At 58.4% G+C, this 22,177-nt stretch carries 16 protein-coding genes; 3 read left to right on the top strand and 13 right to left on the bottom strand.

The window, feature by feature from the left end; genetic code table 11:
• Positions 1-188: 188 nt before the first annotated feature.
• The 3 genes from VSQ30_RS06295 to VSQ30_RS06285 all read right to left on the bottom strand — a co-directional run bounded on the left by VSQ30_RS06295 (position 189) and on the right by VSQ30_RS06285 (position 3,067).
• The gene (locus VSQ30_RS06295) at positions 189-1,004 is read right to left on the bottom strand and encodes a S24 family peptidase (protein WP_334462842.1); all 816 of its coding nucleotides are present in this window, start codon (positions 1,002-1,004) and stop codon (positions 189-191) included.
• Positions 1,005-1,006: 2 nt separating this feature from the next.
• Positions 1,007-2,332 carry a GNAT family N-acetyltransferase gene (locus tag VSQ30_RS06290; protein ID WP_334462840.1) on the bottom strand — a complete coding sequence of 442 codons (1,326 nt, stop codon included), beginning with the start codon at positions 2,330-2,332 and terminating at the stop codon, positions 1,007-1,009.
• Positions 2,333-2,431: 99 nt separating this feature from the next.
• Positions 2,432-3,067 carry an HD domain-containing protein gene (locus VSQ30_RS06285; protein WP_334462839.1) on the bottom strand — a complete coding sequence of 212 codons (636 nt, stop codon included), beginning with the start codon at positions 3,065-3,067 and terminating at the stop codon, positions 2,432-2,434.
• Positions 3,068-3,261: 194 nt separating this feature from the next.
• Between VSQ30_RS06285 and VSQ30_RS06280 the strand changes: the two genes are divergently transcribed.
• Positions 3,262-4,125, top strand: a complete 864-nt coding sequence (locus VSQ30_RS06280; RefSeq protein WP_334462838.1) for a TolB family protein — start codon at positions 3,262-3,264, stop codon at positions 4,123-4,125.
• Between the two features lie 152 nt (positions 4,126-4,277).
• Here VSQ30_RS06280 and VSQ30_RS06275 read toward each other — a convergent pair whose 3' ends face one another.
• The 7 genes from VSQ30_RS06275 to VSQ30_RS06245 all read right to left on the bottom strand — a co-directional run bounded on the left by VSQ30_RS06275 (position 4,278) and on the right by VSQ30_RS06245 (position 11,479).
• On the bottom strand, positions 4,278-4,826 hold the full coding sequence (locus tag VSQ30_RS06275; protein WP_334462837.1) for an HD domain-containing protein: 549 nt from the start codon (positions 4,824-4,826) through the stop codon (positions 4,278-4,280).
• 110 nt (positions 4,827-4,936) lie between these two features.
• Positions 4,937-5,647: an ABC transporter ATP-binding protein gene (locus tag VSQ30_RS06270; RefSeq protein WP_334462835.1), complete on the bottom strand. Its 711-nt coding sequence runs from the start codon at positions 5,645-5,647 to the stop codon at positions 4,937-4,939.
• Complete coding sequence (locus tag VSQ30_RS06265) at positions 5,648-6,469, bottom strand: ABC transporter ATP-binding protein (protein ID WP_237076152.1); 822 nt, start codon at positions 6,467-6,469, stop codon at positions 5,648-5,650. It lies immediately after the preceding gene.
• A 22-nt stretch (positions 6,470-6,491) separates the two neighbouring features.
• Positions 6,492-7,559 carry a branched-chain amino acid ABC transporter permease gene (locus tag VSQ30_RS06260; RefSeq protein ID WP_160641598.1) on the bottom strand — a complete coding sequence of 356 codons (1,068 nt, stop codon included), beginning with the start codon at positions 7,557-7,559 and terminating at the stop codon, positions 6,492-6,494.
• 7 nt (positions 7,560-7,566) lie between these two features.
• On the bottom strand, positions 7,567-8,445 hold the full coding sequence (locus tag VSQ30_RS06255; protein ID WP_160641597.1) for a branched-chain amino acid ABC transporter permease: 879 nt from the start codon (positions 8,443-8,445) through the stop codon (positions 7,567-7,569).
• A gap of 306 nt (positions 8,446-8,751) precedes the next feature.
• The gene (locus VSQ30_RS06250; protein WP_160641593.1) at positions 8,752-9,987 is read right to left on the bottom strand and encodes an ABC transporter substrate-binding protein; all 1,236 of its coding nucleotides are present in this window, start codon (positions 9,985-9,987) and stop codon (positions 8,752-8,754) included.
• 622 nt (positions 9,988-10,609) lie between these two features.
• A complete protein-coding gene (locus VSQ30_RS06245; RefSeq protein ID WP_334462830.1) occupies positions 10,610-11,479 on the bottom strand; it encodes a DUF362 domain-containing protein in 870 nt (289 codons plus the stop codon).
• A gap of 332 nt (positions 11,480-11,811) precedes the next feature.
• Here VSQ30_RS06245 and VSQ30_RS06240 point away from each other — a divergent pair, with 332 nt between their 5' ends.
• Complete coding sequence (locus tag VSQ30_RS06240; protein ID WP_334462827.1) at positions 11,812-16,776, top strand: M60 family metallopeptidase; 4,965 nt, start codon at positions 11,812-11,814, stop codon at positions 16,774-16,776.
• Positions 16,777-16,835: 59 nt separating this feature from the next.
• The gene (locus tag VSQ30_RS06235; protein WP_334462825.1) at positions 16,836-18,149 is read left to right on the top strand and encodes an S-layer homology domain-containing protein; all 1,314 of its coding nucleotides are present in this window, start codon (positions 16,836-16,838) and stop codon (positions 18,147-18,149) included.
• 209 nt (positions 18,150-18,358) lie between these two features.
• Here VSQ30_RS06235 and VSQ30_RS06230 read toward each other — a convergent pair whose 3' ends face one another.
• Genes VSQ30_RS06230 through VSQ30_RS06220 form a run of 3 tightly spaced genes read right to left on the bottom strand, consistent with a single transcriptional unit; the run spans position 18,359 to position 22,173 of the window.
• Positions 18,359-19,021, bottom strand: coding sequence for a V-type ATP synthase subunit D (locus tag VSQ30_RS06230; RefSeq protein ID WP_160641589.1), 663 nt, complete (start codon positions 19,019-19,021; stop codon positions 18,359-18,361).
• A gap of 6 nt (positions 19,022-19,027) precedes the next feature.
• A complete protein-coding gene (locus VSQ30_RS06225) occupies positions 19,028-20,401 on the bottom strand; it encodes a V-type ATP synthase subunit B (RefSeq protein WP_160641588.1) in 1,374 nt (457 codons plus the stop codon).
• On the bottom strand, positions 20,401-22,173 hold the full coding sequence (locus VSQ30_RS06220; RefSeq protein WP_334462823.1) for a V-type ATP synthase subunit A: 1,773 nt from the start codon (positions 22,171-22,173) through the stop codon (positions 20,401-20,403). The genes VSQ30_RS06225 and VSQ30_RS06220 overlap by 1 nt, the downstream gene beginning before the upstream one ends.
• Between the last annotated feature and the right edge of the window lie 4 nt (positions 22,174-22,177).

Raw genomic sequence — 22,177 nt, 5'->3', positions numbered from 1 at the left:
CTCCTTTCTGAAAATGGGATGAGGGCTTGCCTGGAAAAACAGCAAAGAAACCCTCAGCGGCAGCGCCGCCCCAGCGGCGGGCGCCGGGAGGCGCGCGCCCCCCGGCGAAGCCGGGGCAGCCGGGGGCACAAGGCCCCTGGCTGGCTGGGGCGGGCAGGCAGGAATTTTTGCCGGGTTTTATGATGGCCTCAGTGCCGGGGCTTATAATGCCCGCCGCCTCTGCGGGGGGAAACGCTCTCCCGGCGCTGGGAAGCGCCTTCCTGCCTGGAGGGCCGAGGCTTTGCAGGCGGCTCGGCTGGGCTTTCCTCCAGCATGGCGATGAGGGGCTTCTCCTGGGCAGTGCTTTCTTGACGGGGCGGAATGCCTTCCCGCCGTGGCGGAATGCCTTCCCGCCTGGGCGGAGGGGCTTCCTCCTCGTCCTCCGCAAAACGGGCCTGTTCCCTGGAACCGCGGGAGACAGGGGCCTCATAGGGGTCTTCCCCGCCGTAATCTACCAGGGGGCCTTCCAGCCGGGCTGTGCCTCGGGAAAGCAGGATGGGCACCAGCAGCAGGGCCAGCCCCAGCACTACTAAAACAGCCAGCCCTGCCGGGGAATATAAAAACGCGGCCAAAGCCCCGCAGCCCGGCAGGAAGGTTGTACACACCGCCACCACCCGGGCGGGATCCAGCAGGTTTACGTCAGGCTGGCCGAAGGCCTCCTGCTGGGTGATATACATGCCCTCGCTGGTGCCTACAATCCGGCGCAGCAGCAGTTCCCCATCCTGCTGGAAAGCCACAATGTCTCCGGGCTGGCACTGGCTTCCCATGCGCAGGATTGCCAAATCCCCAGGGTAAAGGGAAGGCGTCATTTCCCCGTTTGCCACGGTAAAGGGCGCATAGCCCAAAAGGGTGGGGGGCGACTCCTGCTTCACGCTGGAGCTGTAGAGCAGGGCGCCGCCTGCTACAAGCAGCACCAGCAGCACCAGCGCCAGAAGAATCCGTACAATCCAGATAAAAGCCTTCATACCTATTTCAGCCCCTTTTCCATCACTGTATTTTCAAGCTCTACCATCTGCCCCGTTTCCGGGTGCGGGCGCTTTACCCGCTGGTCTTTCACGGCCCTGTATCCCAGCTTTTCAAAAAAGCCCCGGGCCGACCTGGAAGCATGGACAGTTATCCGGGCCTGCCCCTGCCGTCCGGCTTCTTCCTCCAAGGCGGAAGCCAGGGCTTTGGCAGCGCCCCGGCCCTGGAAGTCCCGGTGGACATAGAGCCTGTCTACATATCCGCCATCTAAGTCTGCAAAGCCTATAATCCGGCCTGTTTCATCCTCTGCCACCAGGGTGAAGTGGCACAAAAGGGAGGAGCGCCACGCCTCTCTGTCCCACTTTTCCACAGGAAGCGCCCAGGCTTCCACCTGCTCCCGGGTGTATTCCATTTGGCAGACGGTGTGTACTGTGTCCCTAAACAGGCGGTAGACCTCTTCCAGATCGCTTTCCCTGAACCTCCGCAGGGAAAACTTCTTTTGGGGAGGCTTTGGCAGGTTCACATTCCGAAGCAGCCATTTTGCCACCCCGTCCTCCTCGTTGCTGCCGATAATTTCTGTGGCCGCCCCTTGCAGCTTTGGCACCGCGTTTGCCACAGCGCACTTCACGTCTGCGGCCTCAAATAAGGGCAGGTCGTTTATGGCGTCTCCAAAGGCTACCATCCTGTCGCAGCCCAGCAGCTCTTTCAGCTTCCTGGCGGCATTGGCCTTGGTGGCTTCCTTTGGCATCAGCTCCAGCCAGTATTCCTCCCGGTACAGTTCCTGCTGGAAGGTGGCTGTAAGCCAGGGCTGTGCCGCCGCCTGCTGATACAGGGGCAGAAGGGCCTCCCGCTCCCCTATAAAGGTGAAGTAAAAAGCCTCCCCCTGGTACAGCGCTTCCTGGGAGGATACCCCCCGCAGGCGCTTGTCCCATTCCCGGTTTTGCAGGTAATAGGCCTGGCCCGGCGTTTCCTTCCCCTGCACCCAGGAAAGCCGCTCCACGCCCTCCACAAAGGCGTACACCACAGGCCACAGGGAAAGCGCCTCCGCCTGCTTTTCCACCCAGGCGGCCTGCTCCGGCGTGAAGCCTGCCCGGAACAGGGGCTTCCCTTCCGGGCCTTCCAGGATGAAGGCCCCGTTATAGACGATGACCGGCAGGTTCCGGGTGAGGCCCTGGGTTACCCGCACTGCCGAATGGTTGGATCGGGCTGTAGCAAAGGTGAAATGCATCCCCCGCTCTATGAGATGGTTCAGCGCCCACACCGTAAATTCCGAAAGGCGCTCGTTTCGTTGCAGCAGCGTCCCGTCCAAATCGCTTACATATAATGTCATGCCCATCGCCATACGATACAGAATTCGCACAGAAAGCCATGAAAAAACAGCCTTTTATGCCCGGTATCGTTCCTTTCTGTAAGATTTTTCGTAACACTTCTAAATCTTGAGATGTTTCCTGCACAACTCATAAATCTCCCCTGTGCAAAGCCATTTCCGCAGGGTGGCAAGTCCCTGCTCGTTTTGGGGGCAGGGCAGATACCGCCGCATATAGCCCCCTTCCCCATATTTCTCCCGGATGTGCTCCACTGCCCGGCGCACCTGGGCTTCCGCTGAAAGCTCCGGCTTTGTGGCGAGGCCGTATTCCATCACCCGCCGGACAATGCGCTGGGGGTCAATATCCCGGTCGGCCTCGCTGACAATGCGTCCATACACAGAGCGGGGCTCTTTCCCGGAGGAGGCCCTGTGATCTTCCACAGCCTCCCCCATGGTTTTTATCTGCCCGGGAGAAAACCACTGGGAAAGATTCTTGTCTGCCAGCAGGTAAGCCCCGGAGGTTTTCTCATGGTTTTCCCTGCCAAACTGCAGGCCTGTGTCATGGTAGGCGGCAATGGCGTAGACCATGCCTGCGTCCACCTCTCCGAAAAGCTCCCGGGCGGCGGGGATAAGGGCCAGGCTGTTTTCCAGCACCTGCCGCACATGGGCCGGCCCGTGGGCCGCGTCAAAGCCCTGGTACAGGGGCAGGATGTTTGTTTCTATGTACACTTTCAGTTCCTGGTTGATTTGTTCCATCATCTGCACACTCCCATTCATTCTTTTCGTTTCGTGCGCAGCAGCCGCAGTTTTAAGTATACCATATCCTGTGCGCGATTTCCACGCGCTGGAAGAATTTTTTAGCCCCTTGACAAAATCTTGCACCCATGGTAATATGGTAACGTCACCACATGGAAACGATACCATGCACAAAAATCTGGAGAGGAAGGTTTCATATGCCGGAAAAGAATCCATATGACAGGGACTGCTATTCCATTTTGGAAACGCTGGACGTGGCTACAGGGGAGCGCACTGTCCTGCGTGAATTTGACTATGTGATTGAGGCCCCAAACTGGCTGCCTGACGGCAGGCGCCTGCTCTATAATTCCCATGGCTCTTTGTGGCTGTTCGATTTGGAGACAAAGGAGAGCAAAAAAATTGACACAGGAGACTGCAACCGCTGCAACAACGATCACGTCCTCTCCCCGGACGGAGATTATGTGGGCTTTAGCTGCGGCGGGATGGACTCCCAGGTATACATTGTGCCCATAACAGGGGGCAAGCCCCGGGCCGTCACCCCCAACAGCCCCAGCTTCCTCCATGGCTGGTCCCCGGACGGCAAAACCCTGGCCTACTGCGCTTTCCGGGAGGGCGGCAAGGACGTGTATGCCATTTCCGCAGAGGGCGGGGAGGAAACCCGGCTGACCTCGGCCCCCGGCCTGAACGACGGCCCGGAGTATTCCCCGGACGGCAGGCACATCTGGTTTAACTCGGAGCGCTCTGGCCTGATGCAGATTTGGCGCATGGACGCGGACGGGCGGAACCAGATCCAGATGACCACAGACGAGGACAGCAACAGTTGGTTTGCCCACCTCTCCCCGGATGGCAGCCAGGCGGTGTATATCGCCTACAAAAAGGGCGACGTGGCCCCTGGGGATCACCCGGCCAACAAAAACGTGGAGCTGCGGCTGATGAGCGCCCAGGGCGGAGACTACCGGGTACTGTGCAGGCTGTTCGGCGGGCAGGGCACCCTGAACGTTAATAGCTGGTCCCCCTGCGGGAAGAAGATTGCCTTTGTCAGCTACCGGATGAAGGGGTAAAACGCCTTGCTTTAAGGCTTATTTGCAAAAAGCATCTCCTATAATAACAAAAAATCCCCTGGCAGGAGCCTGGGGATTTTTTGTTATTATTCCACATTATCCGCAGGAAGCGCATGGCTTTGTGTAAAGCTGCCCTGCCTGGAAAAAGGCTTTCAGGCCTCTGTGGCCTGGGGGCAGAGGACAGGATGCACCGGCAGGCCCGCAAGGACGCTGCGCAGGCTGCGGTATGGATCCTTCCGGCGGAAAAACTCGTATACCGAGCAGGCCTTATCCATCAGGGACACCAGGGCTGACTCCCGGAAATGAGGGGGGCGCAGGGTCAGGGGGAACATATGGCTGCGGATGATGTCTGTCTCGATGCCTGTGAGCAGCAGCTCCTTTTGTGCGTTTTCCAGGGCGATGGCAGGGTGGCGTGTCCAGTGGCCCTTGTGGGCGGGATCGCCGTCCTGGGCATCGTAAAAGAAATAGTCGTGGAACAGCGCCCCCCGCACCATCTCGTGCATGTGGAAAGTGGCAGGGGCGGCGGCAGCCAGCCGGTAGCTGTAATAGGCCACAGCCACGCTGTGGAGCAGCCGGGAGGTATTCCCATGCTGGGGGTATTGGGCAATCTGGGTCAGTCCGGAGCAGCGGGAAAGCTGTTCGTAATACTGGCAGAAAAGGGTGGCGTCAAAGCGCTGGCAGGAGGTTTTTGTCTTTCTCAAAGGGGCAGCTTCCTTTCTTCCGGTGGTTTCGTTTTTACAGTTTTATGAAACTATATGCATATAGTATACCACGTTTGCGGCCCGGGCGCAAGACGGGAAAAGCTGGGAACTTAGCCCCCCAGGTATGCCTTGCGGATTTCCTCGCTGGCGGCAAGCTCTGCCCCGGTGCCTGTCATAACCACTCGGCCCGACTCCAGCACATAGGCCCTGTCCGCGATTTGCAGGGCCATTTCCGCGTTCTGCTCTACCAGCAGGATGGTGGTGCCGGACTTGTGCAGCTCGGCGATGATGTCGAAAATCTGCTCCACCAGAATGGGAGACAGGCCCATGGACGGCTCGTCCAGCATGAGGAGTTTGGGGTGGCTCATCAATGCCCGGCCCATGGCAAGCATTTGCTGCTCGCCGCCGGACAAGGTGCCTGCCACCTGCTTTTTCCGCTCCTCCAGCCGGGGGAACCGGGCGAACACGTTATCCAAGTCCTCTTTCGATACCTTCCCCTTGCTGAAAGCCCCCATCTCCAGGTTTTCCAGCACTGTCATTTGCAGGAAAATCCGGCGGCCCTCCGGCACATGGGCCAGGCCCTTGGACACCAGCTTGTGAGGGGGCATTTTCGTCAGATCCAGGGAAGCGCCCTTCTCGGTGTAGGTGATGGAGCCGCTTTCCGGGCGGATAAGCCCTGTGATGGTGTGCAGGGTGGTAGTTTTGCCCGCGCCGTTTGCGCCGATAAGGGCCACCACCTCCCCAGGGTTCACCTCAAAGGATACGTCCTTGATGGCGTGAATCTTCTCATAATATACGTTTATTTTGTCCACTTGCAGCATTTATTCTGCCCCCCTCTTGCCCAGGTAGGCTTCAATTACAGTGGGATTTGAACGGATGTCCTCCGCCGTACCCTTGGCGATAACCTCGCCGAAGTTTAAAACGCAGATGCCCTCGCAGATGCCCATGACCAGCTTCATGTCGTGCTCAATAAGCAGCACCGCAATTTGGAACTTGTCCCGGATTTTCACAATATTTTCCATCAGCTCTGCCGTTTCCGCCGGGTTCATGCCTGCGGCAGGCTCGTCCAGAAGCAGCAGGCAGGGATCTGTGGCCAAGGCCCGGACAATTTCCAGCCGGCGCTGGGCGCCATATGGGAGGTTCCCTGCCCGCCAGTTTGCCATATACTCCATGTTGAAGATGGACAAAAGCTCCATGGCCCGTTCGTGGGCTTCCTTCTCCTTTTTCCAGTAGGAGGGCAGGCGCAGGACGCCTTCGATGGCGCTGTATTTTTTCTGGTTGTGCAGGCCGATTTTCACGTTGTCCTCTACGGAGAGGTTTGAAAACAGCCGGATGTTCTGGAAGGTGCGGGCAATGCCCATTTTGTTTATCTGGACGGTGGTTTTGCCGTGGGTGTCCATGCCGTTTAAGAGGATGGTGCCCCGGGTGGGGGTGTACACCTTTGTCAGCAGGTTAAAGACTGTGGTTTTCCCGGCGCCGTTAGGGCCGATAAGCCCGGCGATTTCCGTTTTCCCGATGGTAAAATTAAAATCGTTTACAGCCCGCAGGCCGCCGAAGTCCACCCCCAGGTGGCTGCATTCCAGCACAGGGGCGTGGCCCAGATCCCGTTCGGGGATAATAGAGTGGCTGGGCACCGGCACCATTTTCCCTTTTTCAAATTTCAGTTCAGGCATCCGCCGCGCCCTCCTTTCCTGAGGCTTTTTTGCGGGGCAGAAGCTTCCCGATGAGCGTGCGCACCTTCTGGCTGTTGGTGACAAGCATCATAAGGATAAGCACCACCGCGTAAATGAGCATACGGTAATCGGAGAACTGCCGCAACCAGGTTTCCGGCAGGATGTAGAGCACAGTTGCCGCCACAATGCTGCCCAGCATGTTGCCCAGGCCGCCCAGCACCACAAACACCAGAATCAGGATGGAGGTGTTGAAGTCGAACTTGTTGGCGGTGACGGTATTCTGGCTTAAAGCGTACAGGGCGCCCGCGGCCCCTGCCATGGCAGCGGAGATGACGAAGGCCATCAGCTTATATTTTGTGGCGTTGATGCCCACGCTCTCAGCGGCAATGCGGTTATCCCGCAGGGCCATAATGGCGCGGCCCGTGCGGCTGTCCACCAGGTTGAAAATGATGATGAGGCAGATAATGATAATCACAAAGCCTGAGGTGAGGGTGGAGATTTTCTGGATGCCGGAGATGCCGTTGGGTCCGTTCACCAGCATCATGCCCCCTTTGCCCAGGCCGATGTCCGGATTTAAAAAGCCGAAGCGCAGGCCCGAGGGGTTTTTCCCGATATAAAGGTTTGTTACTACAGTTTTAATAATCTCCCCAAAGGCCAGGGTGACAATGGCCAGGTAGTCTCCCTGGAGGCGCAGCACAGGCACGCCTACAATGACCCCTGCCGCCGCGGCCAGGACAGCGCCCACGATAAGCGCCAGAATCATGCGGCCCCAGGAGGGAAGGCCGGAATCTGCCAGGGCCATGGCGGCTGTGGCCCCGGAGAAGGCCCCCACGCTCATAAAGCCCGCGTGGCCCAGGGAAAGCTCGCCTAAAACGCCTACGGTCAGGTTCAGGGACAGGGCGGCGACAATATAGGCGCACATGGGCACCAGCAGGCCCTGGAGGGCTGAGGGCATGGATCCTGCCCCTATCACTGCCATGAGGACAATATAGGAAAGGATGACCACCCCATAGGTGATGAAATTCTTCCTTGCTTTTTTACGGATAATCAAACGTTTCATAGGCACCTCACACCTTCTCGCTGACTTTTTTGCCCAAAAGCCCGGTGGGCTTTACCAGCAGGATGACAATCAGCACCAGGAACACAATGGCGTTTGCCAGCTCTGTGGAAAGGTAGGCGCTGGAGAAAATCTCAATAACCCCCAGCAGGATCCCCCCCAGGAAGGCCCCGGGGATGGAACCGATGCCGCCGAACACAGCGGCTGTGAAGGCCTTGATGCCGGGCATGGATCCGGTGGTGGGGATAAGCTTGGGATAGGCCGAGCAGAGCAGCACCCCGGCAATGGCGGCAAGGGCCGAGCCAATGGCAAAGGTGAGGGAAATGGTGGCGTTTACGTTGATGCCCATAAGCTGGGCCGCGTCCTTATCTTCACTGCAGGCCCGCATGGCCTTGCCTGTGCGGGTTTTCCCGGTGAAGAGGATAAGGCCCGCCATAATAACCAGGCAGGCGGCAATGGTTACCAGGGTCTTGTAAGGCACGAGGAGATCCCCCCCTAGCTGGATGCCGCCGTTTCCGAAGATGGCGGGGAAAATGCGGGGGTTGGAGCTCCACATAAGCTGGGCGGCGTTCTGCAGGAAATAGCTTACGCCGATGGCTGTGATAAGCACCGCAAGGCTTGTCACCTGCCGAAGGGGCTTATAGGCAAACTGCTCGATGAGGATGCCCAGCAGGGTGCATACCAGCACCGCCGCCAGAATGCCCAGGATGGGGGACATGCCAAAGCCTGAGCAGATGAAGAAGCAGATATACGCGCCCACCATGATGATGTCGCCATGGGCGAAGTTCAGCATTTTGGCAATGCCATAAACCATGGTGTATCCCAAGGCGATGATGGCGTACACGCTGCCTAAGCTGATGCCATTGATAAGATTGTTGACGAAAGACAAGAATACCACCTCAAGTTTAAGGTCGCCTCCGACGGCTCAAGGCGCTGCCGGAGAATACAAAATTTTGACAGATATAGCAAGAAGAGGGCCGCCGAACCGGGGCCAGCCCTCTTTGCTTGCTGCTTTGGAAAGTAGTTTACAGATTAGGGCTTGTTTGAAAATAGAGAAAGTGCCGAATTTTTGAGACAAAACGGAGCGGTTTCAAGGCGGAAACCGCAAGACAGGCTGTCGCCTGTCGAGGATTTCCAACACAGAAAACGCACGTTTTGGACAAAAAGACGGTGTTTGCGATTTTTCAAACAAGCCCTAGTCCAGGCCCACGTAAACGCCGTCCTGGATTACCATGCCCTTGGGGGACTTGCTGACAGCGCCTGTCTCATCCCAGGTCATGTTCTCGCCGGTAAGGCCGTTATAGGAGAAATCTGCGCTTGTGAACTTGGCAATCAGCTTGTCGCACAGGTCGGAGGCGGAAATATCAGCGGCAATCTCCTCGTCCTTGATAGCGTTATAGATAGACCACACGCAGTCGTAGGCGTCGGCGGCAAACTGGTTGGGCACATCGCCAAACTGCTCCTTGTAGGTGGAGACAAACTTGCTGGTGGCCTCGTCGTCAGAGTCGGCGTTAAAGGGGGTCAGCAGCATAACGCCTTCCGCCAGGGAGGTGTCGAAGCCGTCCAGGGTGAGGATGCCGTCCATGCCGTCCACGCCGAACCACTGGGGCTTGTACCCCACAGAATCGGCCTGGATGAGGATCATGGAAGCTGCCTCATAGTACATGGGCAGGAACACCAGGTCTGCGCCATTATCCTTGGCGTCGGCAATCTGCACAGAGAAGTCTGTGGAGGTGTCGTCGGTGAAGGTGGTGGCGGACACCACCTGAATGCCCAGCTCCTGGGCCTTGCTGGCAAAGGAATTATAGATGCCGGTGGAGTATACGTCATCGTTCTTATAGATAACAGCTACCTTCTCCCCCAGCTTCTGGTCGTAAATATACTGGGCAGAGGCGGAACCCTGGTTGGGATCCACAAAGCACATCTGGAAGATGTTGTCCTTGCGGGGGATTTCCACTGTTTCTGTCAGGGGGTTCTCCACGCCGCCCAGCACGTCTGTGGAGGAGGCGGAGGGGGTCAGGAAGAAAATGTGGTCGTTATTGGCCTCGGTGGAGGTGGCCACGGCAGGCTTGGAGGTAACGGAACCCAGGAATGCCTGCATGCCCCAGTCCTTCAGGGTGTTGTAGGCGGTAACAGCCTTTTCGGGGTCGTGTACGTCGTCCTCATAGCGCAGCTCGAACTGCAGGCCCCCCAGGGCGTTGATTTCGTCCACCGCAATCTGGGCGCCGTTTTTGGCGGCATTGCCGTAAATCGCCGCGCCGCCGGTAAGGGGCCCGGTGCCGCCGATTTTAATAGCCGCGCCGGTGCTTTCAGGGGAAGAACCTGTGCTGGCAGGCTGGTCTGCTTGAGAGGAGCTGCTGTCGCCGCAGGCGGCAAGGCAGGCCGCAACCATGAGCAGCGCAAGCCCCAATGCGAATAATCTCTTCTTCATTTCCTATCACCTTTCCTTTTCGGGGGCCGTTTCTTCAATTTTTGGCCCCCTTTCTCAAAAGAATGTCCCCGGGACAGCCGCCCCGGAGCGGGAAGCCGGGAAATGCAAGTTCCAGGATGGGAAATTGCATTTCTCTTTTTCCGTGTACATTATTATACTGAGATTTCGCCCGGCTTTCAATAGGAAATTTGCACAAATGTCTTGGTGCCGCTGGAGTTTCGGGCATACATTCTACCAAGCCCCCTATCTCCTGTTTTGCAGCTTTTATGGGTCTGACATTCAAAAAGTTTCTGTTTTGTAACCCTTTTCCCCTGTTTTCAAAAGGTTTTCTCCCCTTTGTACAGTATTTTTCACCTGCGCCCGCCTATTCTAGGGCTTGTTTGAAAAATCGCAAATACCGTCTTTTTGCCTAAATCCGGGCGCTTTCTGTGTTGGAAATCCTCGAAAGGCGACAGCCTTTCTTGCGGTTCCCGCCTTAAAAGCACCTCGCCCTAGGCAAAAATCCGGCACTTTCTCTATTTTCAAACAAGCCCTAGACAGATATGCAAAGGCCCCCATCCCGCCAAAAGCTAAGGATGGGGGCCTTCGTGTTTTTCCCGAAACGCACAAAAGGCAGCGGGAATTACTCCACTTCTACCAGCTCATACTCCCGGGTGCCGTAGCCCAATTTGGCGGCGGCTTCGATGGTCAAAACGCCGTTGCGGCTTTCAATGCGCTCCAGCAGGTGGGCCTGGCCGGGATCGTCCTTGGCGGCATACACCAAATCCAGGCAGGCCTGGTCGATGGCGATGGGATCCAGGGAAGCCAGGATGCCGATATCCTTCATGCAGGGATCCTCTGCCACAGCGCAGCAGTCGCAGTCTACAGACATATTCTTCATTACGTTGATATAGGCGGCGTTGCCATGGAAGAACTCCACCACAGAGGCAGCCGCGTCTGCCATGGAACGCAGGAAGGAATCGTGGTCGGCAGTCCAGATTTCGTCGGGATTGCCGGCGCCATGGATATACGCCTTGCCAAAGGAGGAGGCCACGCCGATGGAAAGCTGCTTGATAGCCCCGCCGTATCCGCCCATGGGATGGCCCTTGAAATGGGACAGCACCAAGAGGGAGTCGTACTTCTTCAGGTTTTTGCCCACATAGTTCTTCTTGATTTGCAGGCCGTCCGGAATGTCCAGCTCCAGATCCGGGCCTTCCGCATCCAGCAGGTCAAAGTCGAAATATTCATCCCAGCCATGAAGGGAGATGGCCTTGAGGTGCTTTTCCGTAGTGTTGCGCTCTCCGTCATAGGCGGTGTTGCACTCGGTGACAGTGCCGCCTACAAAGTCCACTACAGGCTTCCAGAAATCGGGGCGCAGGAAATTCTGGTTGCCCACCTCGCCGGAATGCACCTTAATGGCGGTTTTGCCGGGCAGATCCTTTTGCAGAAGCTTGAAAAGCTCCAGCACCTTTTCGGGGGTGATGGTTTTGGAAAAATAGACCTTGGAACTCATACTGCTGACACTTCCTTTTATTATAATGGTATTTCTTTTCGGGCTCTCCATCCGGGCCGCGTCCCTTTTCCTGTATTCTAGCATGGCGGGCCTGTAAAAGCAAGGCATAGGAGAAGAATTTACATAAGGGTTTTCCCGGCGCGCTTTTCCGTCTGGGGGATTTCCGGAGAAAAAGACAGATTTTCTGTAGAATTTGGGAAAAACAGCTTGCCTTTATCTGGGGGGATTTGCTATAATATTCCATACAGAACAGGTGTTCCGCCGTCTCCCGCAGGGACGGCATGATTCTTTGTCACTTTACATAATCCCTGTTTGGAAAAGGAGCTGAACCTATGAAATTTTCCGCGCGCATTCTTTCCCTGGTGCTGGCACTGGCCCTTGCCCTTTCCTGTGCCTGCCCTGCCCTGGCCCTGGAAAGCCAGGAGGAAATCGAAACAAAGCCTTTGACAGAGGCTGTCCCCGCTTTGGGGAAAATCCAGGCCACCCTGCGCCTGGACTATGCCCAAAAGCGCTCTGCCCTGCAAAACCATGACGTGAAGGCTGTCCTGCTTCAAAACGGCAGGCAGCTTGGTACCCTGCCCCTGTGGGAAACAAACAGCTTTTCTGTGGGAGGGTATCCGGCACAGGTGGAGCTGAAAAACGCTGACGGCGGCCCGGACGGCACAGGCTGGCCCCGGTATGCCACGCTGTCTGTCAGCGGCCTGCCCCAGGGCAGCTATACCTTAGCCTTTTCGGGCCTGGGGTATAAGAGCTATTCCCACAACATCGTGCTGCAAAACTACTCCCAGCACCTGATTCTCGGCACTGGGGACACCACCTTCACCCTGGGGGACTTTAATCGGGACGGGCGGGTGAATGAAATTGACCGGGACCTGCTTTCCCAGCGGCTTGCCTCCACGGATCCCAGCCAGTATCCCACCTATGATTTGGACGGGGACGGCGCTGTGGGGCTGGCAGATTTGGCCTATGTCACCCGGAACATCAAGGCAACAGGCGCTGCGGAGGTGAAGAACACAGCCTTGCTGTCTCCCCCTGTGAACATGGCCGCCCTCACCTCCCTGGGGGCCTCCGCCTCCAGCGGGAGCCTGTCCGACCTTTTCACAGACAACGGCCGCAGCGTCAGCCTGACGTCTGCCGGGAACACCCTGGATTTGCCCATTGACTTTGGCGGCAGCCCGGTGGAAATGTCCCAAATCACCATTGACGCGCCGGAAAACGGCGGCCTGGAAACAGGCACCGCCACGGTGGAATATACAGACGGCTCCAGCGAGCCGCTGTCCTTTAACGCCGCCCTGCCCGCCGGGGTTTATGCCATAGGCCGCGGCGACGGCCTGCGCACCATCACCCTGGAATTGGGCAAGCGGGTGCCTGTAAAGAAAGTTACCATCTCTGTCAGCAAAACCCCGGACGGCTATGTGACTGTGGAAACCATCCGGTTTTTAAAGGACATTGTGCCGGAAAACCCTGTGGCCCCTAACCGGCAGGTTACAGGGCTGACAGCGGCGGCGGGCCACGAGAAGGTCACCCTGAAATGGCGGGAGCTGCCCAATGTTACCGGATACCGGGTGGACTTCTGGCCTGTGGGGAAGGAAAGCAGCCGCAGGAGCGTGCAGGCTTCTGTTCCCTATGCGGAGGTGACGGGCCTTGACAACCTGCAGGCCTATAAGTTCCAGGTGACCCCCACCGCCGAAGGCTGGACCGGGGATCCCTCCGACACAGTGGAGGCCACGCCCCAGCCCAGCAAAAAGCCGGACGCGCCGGACATGGTGCAGGTTACCGAGCTGGAGGGGGCTTTGGGCATTTCCTGGAAAGCTTCAAAAGCCGCCACCTTCTATGAGGTATATTACAAGGAGAAGAACGCCTCCGCCGCTTACCAGCAGGTGGGCGGCAGCCTGCGCGCCACCAGCGCCACCATCTCCAGCCTGAAAAACGGCACCCCTTACCAGCTTTATGTGGTGGCGGGCAACGAGGTTGGGAAAAGCGGGGCTTCCCGCATTTCAGAGGGCACCCCCAAGGCCGTTGTGTACGACCGCCCCGAGGGCCTTCCCTCTTCCGGGCTGCTGGATGCCGGGAAGATAGCCGGCATCAAGCTGGGGGCGCCGGGAAACTATGCCGGCAAGGAATATACGGCGGACAAGCCCTTTAAACCTGAGAACATGATTGACGGGGACTACCGCACCCACTGGACAGCCGCCAACTGGTATGGCAACGAGCATGTTATCACCACCTTTAAGGAGCCTGTGGATCTGCAGGCTGTGCTCTGGTCCCCACGGCTGGACGGCAGCTATCCCCGGTTCCTGCGGGCTTACAGCGTCCAGGTCTGGTATGAAGGGGAAAACGTGAATGGCCCGGGGCACCTGCTGGTGCCGGATCCCGCAAAGGGCGGCCAGGACAGCAATGGCGGCACTGCCGGCGGGGATGTTTTCACCTGGCCCACCATTCCCAACAAGAGCGCCATCCCCACCTCGAAATTTGCCATCCTGCCCTTTGGGCCTGCCAAAAAGGTTATCCAAATCAGCGTGGCGGTGGAGCAGGACGGGTATAATATTGTAAGCTGCTCTGAGCTGCTGTTTATGGAATATGATCCCGGGCACTGCCTGCCGGACGAGATAAGCGCCCTGTTCGCAAACGAGCTGCGCACCCGGCTGCGCTCCGGGGTGACCCTGCAGCAGATAAACAGCCTGCGCACCCGGTTAAACAGCGACGAGCGCTTCTATTACCTGGACACCGCCACCCTGAAGGATGAGCTGGATCTGGCCCAGGAGCTGCTTTCCGGGCAAAGCACCGGCGTGGTGGTGGAAGGGATACAGTCCCGCAGCGCCAGCGCGGACAGCCAGAAGCACAAGCAGTCTGGCAGCGAGCTGCAGCCTTTAGGCGTGGCTGCCAAGGCAAACCAGGAAATTACCATCTATGCCTCCGGCATCCCCAGCGGGGAGAAGGTTTCCGTATATGCCACCCAGTTTAACGCCGAGGCTTCCACCTGGCGCGCCCTGGCAGGCACTTTGGAAAACGGGCGCAACACCCTTACGGTTCCGAAAATCGGCAGCCAGAGCACAGAGCGGGGCGGCAGCCTGTATATAAGCTATGGAGGCGCCAGTCCCCACCTGATAAACCTCCATGTGCGCAGGGCCACAGACATCCCTGTGCTGGAGCTTTCCGGCTGGTATGCCATGACGGAACCTGCCCGGAAGCAGGTTATCAGCGACTATGTGGCGGAGCTGAACAGCTATATAGGCAAAGCCGGGGTGACGGAAAGCAACAAGACCACGAAATGCTTGAATGTGACGGAAATTTCCACCCCCACCATGCTTTTGTCCCTGCCTGCCCTGGCTGTGAAAAACAGCGCCCCTGTAAGCGGCCTGGCAGAGGCCCTTTATAACTCCGTCCTGGCCTGGGAGGACGTGATGTACATCTGCAACACCACCCAGGGCATTGACGGCGCATACAGCGGCAACACCATGCAGACGCGGCAGAACATCCGGTGCATGCAGATGTTCTCCGGAGCCTTCATGTATGCGGCCGGCAGCCACATCGGCGTGGGATACGGCTCCTCTGCCGGGCTTTGCGGCGGCGCCCCCATTGCGAGCCTGCCTTCCGGCGCTGCTGCCAACAGCCTGTTCGGATGGGGCATTGCCCACGAAATCGGCCACAACATGGACAAGCTGGGCAAAGCGGAAATTACCAACAACCTGTATTCCTTAATGGTGCAGACCTATGACGGGAAGCAGGGCACCCTGCGCTCCCGCCTGGAGGCCAGCGGGAAATACCAGGGCATCTTCAACAAGACAGCCCAGGGCCTGCCCGGCGCTTCCAACGACGTGTTCGTGCAGCTTGGCATGTACTGGCAGCTTCATCTGGCCTATGACAACCAGTCCCCCACAGACTTCTACAACAGGTTCTTCAAGGCCTGGAAGGCCGGCACCTATACAGACGGCGTTGCCTCCCCCACCTATGATGAAAAGCTGGCCCTCACCGCTTCCGGGGTGGCAAATCGAAACCTGACGGCGTTCTTCACCCGCTGGGGCCTGGATTTAAGCGGCGCTGTGAAGGAAAAGCTTTCAGATTATCCGGCGGAAACCCGGGCTGTCTGGTACCTAAACGACCAGAGCCGCCGGGACAGGTTAAACAAGGTTTCCAGTTCTACAGCCAGCTTCTCTGCCTCTGCCGCTAAACGGGCGGGCAGCGACACGGAAATCCAAATTGTCATCACGCCTCCCAATGTCCAGAACCTGCAGGGCTATGAGATACAGCGGGACGGCAAGGCCATTGCCTTTGTGCCCAGCACCGGGGGCAGCGCCGTATACACAGACGTGATTGGCTCTGGAAACCATCTGGCCTTTACCTATACGGTAACAGCATACAACACCCTTGGCAATGAAATCGGCAGGGCAAATGCCGGGCAGGTGCGCATTGCTTACGACAAAACCGTACCTGCGTCTGATTACACAGTTGTGCGCAGCGGCAGCACTGCCACCTTTACCCTTCGCAGCGAGACAAGCGTTTCCGGCATCAAGCTTACCGGCAGCAGCCGTCCCGCTTCCGGCAGCTATACGGTGACGGTCACCCAGGCCGGGGGCAAGTCTGTGAAAGCCCGGGAGGGGAACTTCTCCACCGGCAACCAGGCTGTGGACGACAGGAACAGCTATCTCACCTATTTCAACAAGCCCGGCACCTCCAGCACAGACACCCGGGTGTGGACTTATGACGCAAAGACTGTTACAATTACCGGCATTCCCGCTGCCATGGCCTCGTCCGACATCCAGCTTATCAGCTATGCCGGGGACGACGTGTCCTTCCTGGAGGACGAGGGAGGCTTTATGGGCAAGCTGGAATCTGATTACCGCTATGGGGACGGCACAGGCGACGTTATCCCTGCCGGGACTTTAATTATCGCCGGCACCTACCGGGGGGATCCCGTATACAACACCCTGCGGCTGAAGGGGAAATTTACCAAAACCCAGGCCGTTACCAATGCCAGCGGCAGTGAGCAGGTGGTGGTGTCGGAGGAAATCCGGGACATGGACGGCTATGCCCTGCTGTTTGCGGAGATTCCGGAGGACAAGCAGGTAAGCGATATCAGCGACGGGCTGTTCATCTTCGTGCCCAACGTCCAGAAAGAGGCGGAGCTGCAGGGGGCCACCCACTGCGACGGGGTGAACCTGCTGCCCAGCCAGATTATGGTGGAGATGGTGCGCAAGGATAACCCGGACGGAGCCGGGGGCCAGCGCACCACCGCCCAGACACTCTGGGCGCAAAGCCCTGGCGGCGATACCCTGCCTGTCATCCGGCTGGCGTAAGGCGAGCCTTATTTCCCGCAAGAGTACTTTACTTATATGAGAAAGGATAGGACATATCCATGAAAAAATGCAAGAAGCTGGGGGCGCTTTTGCTCTGCTGGGCCTGCCTGCTCAGCGTCCTGCCCCTGCCCGCCTCAGCCGCCGGCCTTTCCCTCACCTACCGCCAGACAGCCCAGGGCGCTGTGGTGCTGGGACTTAGCGGCCTGGAAAGCGGCAAAACCATTTACGGCGTACAACTGGAGGTCACCCTGGCAGGCTCTTATGAAGCCTCCCAGGTATCCCTCACCCCCGCCGACCCCCTGGCCTACAGCCCAGGGCACGCCGCGGCGGTTACCCACAGCCAGGGACAAACCACCCTTACCGTATATCTGGCCTCCCCTCTGGCCCTGAACAGCGGCTCTGCCCTTACGCTGGGGGGCTTGTCTGCAAACGGCATGGGGGTGATACCGGAGCGGGCCAAAGTGGCCCTGCTGGACTCCCAGGATATAGCGGGGGGCGTGGAGAACCTTTCCCCGGCAGAAGTGCCGGTGGTGCAGTCTACAGACAGCGAATCCCCTGACCTGCCCTTTGGAGAGAGCCACCCCATCACAGCCCCCCAGGCCCCCCATGGCTCCTACCAGGTGCTTCCGGCGGCCCGGGAGAACCAGGTGGTCACAGTGTACGTCCAGCCGGAAGCCGGATATAAGCTAGGCTCCCTGCTGGTGACAGACAGCAAGGGCCAGCCGGTTGCCATTCTGGACATGGGCAGCGGGCAGTACACTTTCCGGATGCCTGGCAACGCTGTGAAGCTGGAGGCCATATTTGTCACAGCGGGGAACGTATACCTGCCCTTCACGGATGTAAAGGAAAAGGACTGGTTTTATGCCTCTGTCCAATATGTATACGACCGGGGCATGATGCAGGGAATGGATGAAACCCACTTTTCCCCTGGGGTTGCCACCAGCCGGGCCATGATTGTCACCATCCTGCACAGGCTGGAAGGCTCTCCGGCGGCAGATTCCAGCAAGTTTACAGACGTGCCTGCCGGGCAGTGGTATACACAGCCTGTGGCCTGGGCCGCCGCCAACAAGCTGGTGGAGGGCTATGGGGACGGGCGCTTCGGCCCCACCCACATTATTACCCGGGAACAGTTTGTCACCATCCTGCACCGTTATGCTGTGATGAAGGGCTATGACGTTTCCGACTGGGCTGATCTTTCCCGGTTCCCGGACATCCAGAAGCTGGCCTCCTTTGCGGAATCCCCCATGCACTGGGCTGTGGGCTGCGGGCTGATTAACGGCATGGACGACGGCACCCTGGCCCCCAAGGGCAGCGCCACCCGCGCCCAGGCCGCGGCTATCCTCACCCGGTTCTGCGAAAGGAACGGTATGTAGTTTTATAATGGCAGACGAATAAGTCAGGCTGTCAAGCTGGCGGCTGGTATAGGCAGTTCCACCGCTCAGAGTGCGTTTACTATATTGCCTGCAGAAAGCCCCCCGGATTCCGGGGGGCTTTCTCATGGGCAAATCCCTCTTCACTGCACAAAAAAGCCGGGCGAAAGGCGGTTTCTGCCTTTGCCCGGTTCTTTGTACAGCTTATACTTTTAGTTCAGAGGGTCATCATAGCCATGGGCTTCCTTGAGCATCATGTCCTTGACCTTCATCAGGCGGATCTGGGTAGAGCGCTCGTTTTCGTCCAGCTTCATGGAGATGTATTTGATGTTTGCCTGCAGTTCAGGAATCATCACATGCTCCAGGGCGTTTACCCGGCGGCGGGTTTTTTCAATCTCCACCGCCATAAGCTGGCAGCCCTTCTCGCACTCGGCCAGGGCCAGCATGTCGGGGAACACGTCTGCCAAAGACTGCACCGCACCGTCCAGATCGCTGGAGGTGAAGGCGAAGCCATAGGAAAAGATGTCGTTCTGATCCGGCGTGCGGGTCTTAAACGTGAACTTGGGGATTTCCACGCTCATCACGTTTTCGGCCTCGCTCTCCAGAGAGACACGCTGCTTGGGGGCAAGCAGAGCGGTGTTTAAAACCTGATCCTGCATCCCAGCCCGGGCCAGAAGGAAATTCTTATTGGCGGCCCCTATGCCCTCTTCCACACGTTCCCGCAGGCGCTTGTTTTCCCGCACCTTGTCCAGGAATTGGCGCATCAGCTCGTCGCGCTTATCCTTCAAAAGCTTGTGGCCCCGGGTAGCGGTTGCCAGCTTCTTTTTCAGGCGCGTCAGCTCCATGCGGGTGGGATTCACTTGTGTGCCGGCCAAGGGTCATCACACCTTTCCGTAATACTGGTCGAGGAACTTGTCATTGATACGCTTCAGCTCGCCTCTGGGCAGGATGGACAGAAGCTTCCAGCCCAAGTCCAGGGTTTCCTCAATGTCCCGGTTGGATTCATAGCCCTGGGAGACATATTCTGTCTCAAAGGCGTCTGCAAACTTGGCGTACAGCTTGTCAATTTCCGTCAAGGCAGCTTCGCCCAGCACCACCATCAGTTCCTTCGCTTCCTTGCCTCGGGCATAGGCGGCGAAGAGCTGGTTCATAGTGGCGGCGTGGTCGGCCCGGGTGCGGCCCTCGCCAATGCCCTTGTCCTTCAGACGGGACAGGGAGGGCAGCACGTCGATGGGCGGGGAAATATTCTTGCGGTACAGCTCGCGGCTCAGGATAATCTGGCCCTCGGTGATGTACCCGGTCAGGTCGGGGATGGGATGGGTTTTGTCGTCTTCCGGCATGGACAGAATGGGAATCATAGTGATGGAGCCATTCTTGCCCTTCTGGCGCCCGGCGCGTTCGTACATCTGGGCCAAGTCCGTATACATGTAGCCAGGATAGCCCCGGCGGCCCGGCACTTCCTTACGGGCAGCGGAAACCTCGCGCAGGGCGTCGGCATAGTTTGTAATGTCGGTGAGGATAACCAGCACGTGGTAATTCTTCTCAAAGGCCAGGTACTCCGCGGCGGTTAAGGCCATGCGGGGGGTGGCGATACGCTCAACAGCAGGGTCGTTTGCCAGGTTCACAAACATAACGGTGCGGTCGATAGCCCCTGTCTCCTTAAAGCTTTCCACGAAGAAGTTGGATTCCTCGAAGGTGATGCCCATGGCGGCAAACACAACCACAAAGGGGTCGTTGGTGCCGCGCACCTTGGCCTGCCTTGCAATCTGGGCGGCAAGCTGGGCATGGGGCAGGCCGGAGGCTGAGAAGATGGGCAGCTTCTGGCCGCGCACCAGGGTGTTCAGGCCGTCGATGGCGGAAACACCGGTCTGGATAAACTCCTGGGGATAGTTGCGGGCGGCGGGGTTCATGGGCAGGCCGTTGATGTCTGCCCGGCGGTCGGGCAGGATGTCCGGGCCGCCGTCAATAGGCCGGCCCAGGCCGTCGAATACGCGGCCCAGCATGTCCTCGCTGACCCCTAATTCCATGCTGCGGCCTAAAAAGCGCACCTTGGAGTTAGAGAGGTTGATGCCGGTGGAGTTTTCAAAGAGCTGCACCAGGGCGTTGCCCTCGTTAATCTCCAGCACCTTGCAGCGGCGCTTCTCGCCGTTAAACAGCTCGATTTCCGCCAGCTCGTCATAGGCCACGTTTTCCACGTCGCGCACCAGCATCAGGGGGCCGGCAACCTCTTGGATCGTCCTATATTCCTTGGGCATCAGAATTCCTCCTTTGCCTGTTTGGCGTCATAAAGTTCCTGCTCCAACTGCTTGGAAACCTCATCAAAGGCTTCCTTCACCTTCTCAGGCTCTGTGTACTTGAAGCGGCCAATCTGTTCCCGCACAGGCAGGTCTATCAGGGTGTTGATATCGGCGCCCTCGCTTAAAGCCTCGGCGGCCTTCTCGTAGTAGGCAATGATAAGCTGCATCATGTCATGCTGCTTCTCCAGGGAGGTGTAGGTGTCGATATCGTCGAAGGCGTTCTGATGGAGGAAGTCCTCGCGGATAGACCGGGCGGCTTCCAGCTTCAGGCGGTCAGGGGCGGAGAGGGCGTCCATGCCAACAAGCTGCACAATTTCTTCCAGCTCGGACTCGTCCTGCAGAAGGCGCATCAGCTTGTTGCGCAGCTCGATCCAGTCCTCCCCGGCGTTCTGGTTGAACCAGTCCTGCATGGTGTCCATGTAGTTGGAATAGCTTGTAAGCCAGTTGATGGCAGGGAAGTGCCGCTTGTAGGCCAGGGAAGAATCCAGGCTCCAGAACACCTTGACAATGCGCAGGGTGGCCTGGGAGACAGGCTCGGAAATGTCGCCGCCGGGAGGGGATACAGCGCCGATAACAGACAGGGCGCCTTCCCGGTCGCCGGAGCACAAGGTCATCACGCGGCCCGCGCGCTCGTAGAACTGAGCCAGGCGGCTGCCCAGATAGGCCGGGTAGCCTTCTTCGCCGGGCATTTCTTCCAGACGGCCGGACATCTCGCGGAGGGCCTCGGCCCAGCGGGAGGTGGAGTCGGCCATGAGGGCTACGGAATAGCCCATGTCGCGGAAATATTCGGCGATGGTAATGCCGGTGTAGATGGAGGCCTCCCGGGCCGCCACAGGCATGTCGGAGGTGTTGGCAATCAGCACCGTGCGCTTCATCAGGGACTGGCCTGTTTTCGGGTCAACCAGCTCGGGGAACTCGTTGAGCACGTCGGTCATCTCGTTGCCGCGCTCGCCGCAGCCGATGTAAACCACGATGTCGGCCTCGGCCCACTTGGCAAGCTGGTGCTGCACAACGGTTTTACCGCTGCCGAAGGGGCCGGGCACAGCCGCCACGCCGCCTTTTGCAATGGGGAACAGGGTGTCCACCACGCGCTGGCCTGTAATCAGGGGCATGTCAGGGGACAGCTTCTGCTTGTAGGGACGGCCGCGGCGCACAGGCCACTTCTGCATCAGGGTTACCGGCACGTCCTTACCGTCTTTGGTGGTGACGGTGCAGACGGTGTCTGTAACCACATAGCTGCCGCCTTTTATCTCCTTGATGGTGCCTGTAATGCCAGGGGGAACCATAATCTTGTGGGAGACAATTTCAGACTCCTGCACAGTGCCGATGATGTCGCCGCCGGAAACCTCGTCGCCGGCCTTCATGGCGGGCACAAACTCCCACTTTGCGTCCCGCTTTAGGGAGGGGACTTCCACGCCTCTGGACAGGTTGTTGCCCGCAACCTTCATAATATCGTCCAGGGGGCGCTGGATGCCGTCATAGATACTGCTGATAAGGCCAGGCCCCAGCTCCACGCTCATAGGCTCGCCGGTGGATTCCACAGGCGCCCCGGGGGCAAGGCCGGAAGTCTCCTCGTAAACCTGGATGGAGGCTTCGTCGCCATGGATCTCGATGATCTCGCCAATCAGGCGCCTGTCGCTGACGCGCACCACGTCGAACATGTTGGCGTCGCGCATGCCCTTGGCGATGACGAGAGGTCCGGCCACTTTTTTGATAGTGCCTTTACTCATGTTT

The organism is Acutalibacter sp. JLR.KK004 (assembly GCF_036941085.1).
Classification (GTDB): domain Bacteria; phylum Bacillota; class Clostridia; order Oscillospirales; family Acutalibacteraceae; genus Acutalibacter.
The sequence above is the reverse complement of the archived record's forward strand: the minus strand, read 5'-3'. Positions and strand labels throughout refer to the sequence as shown.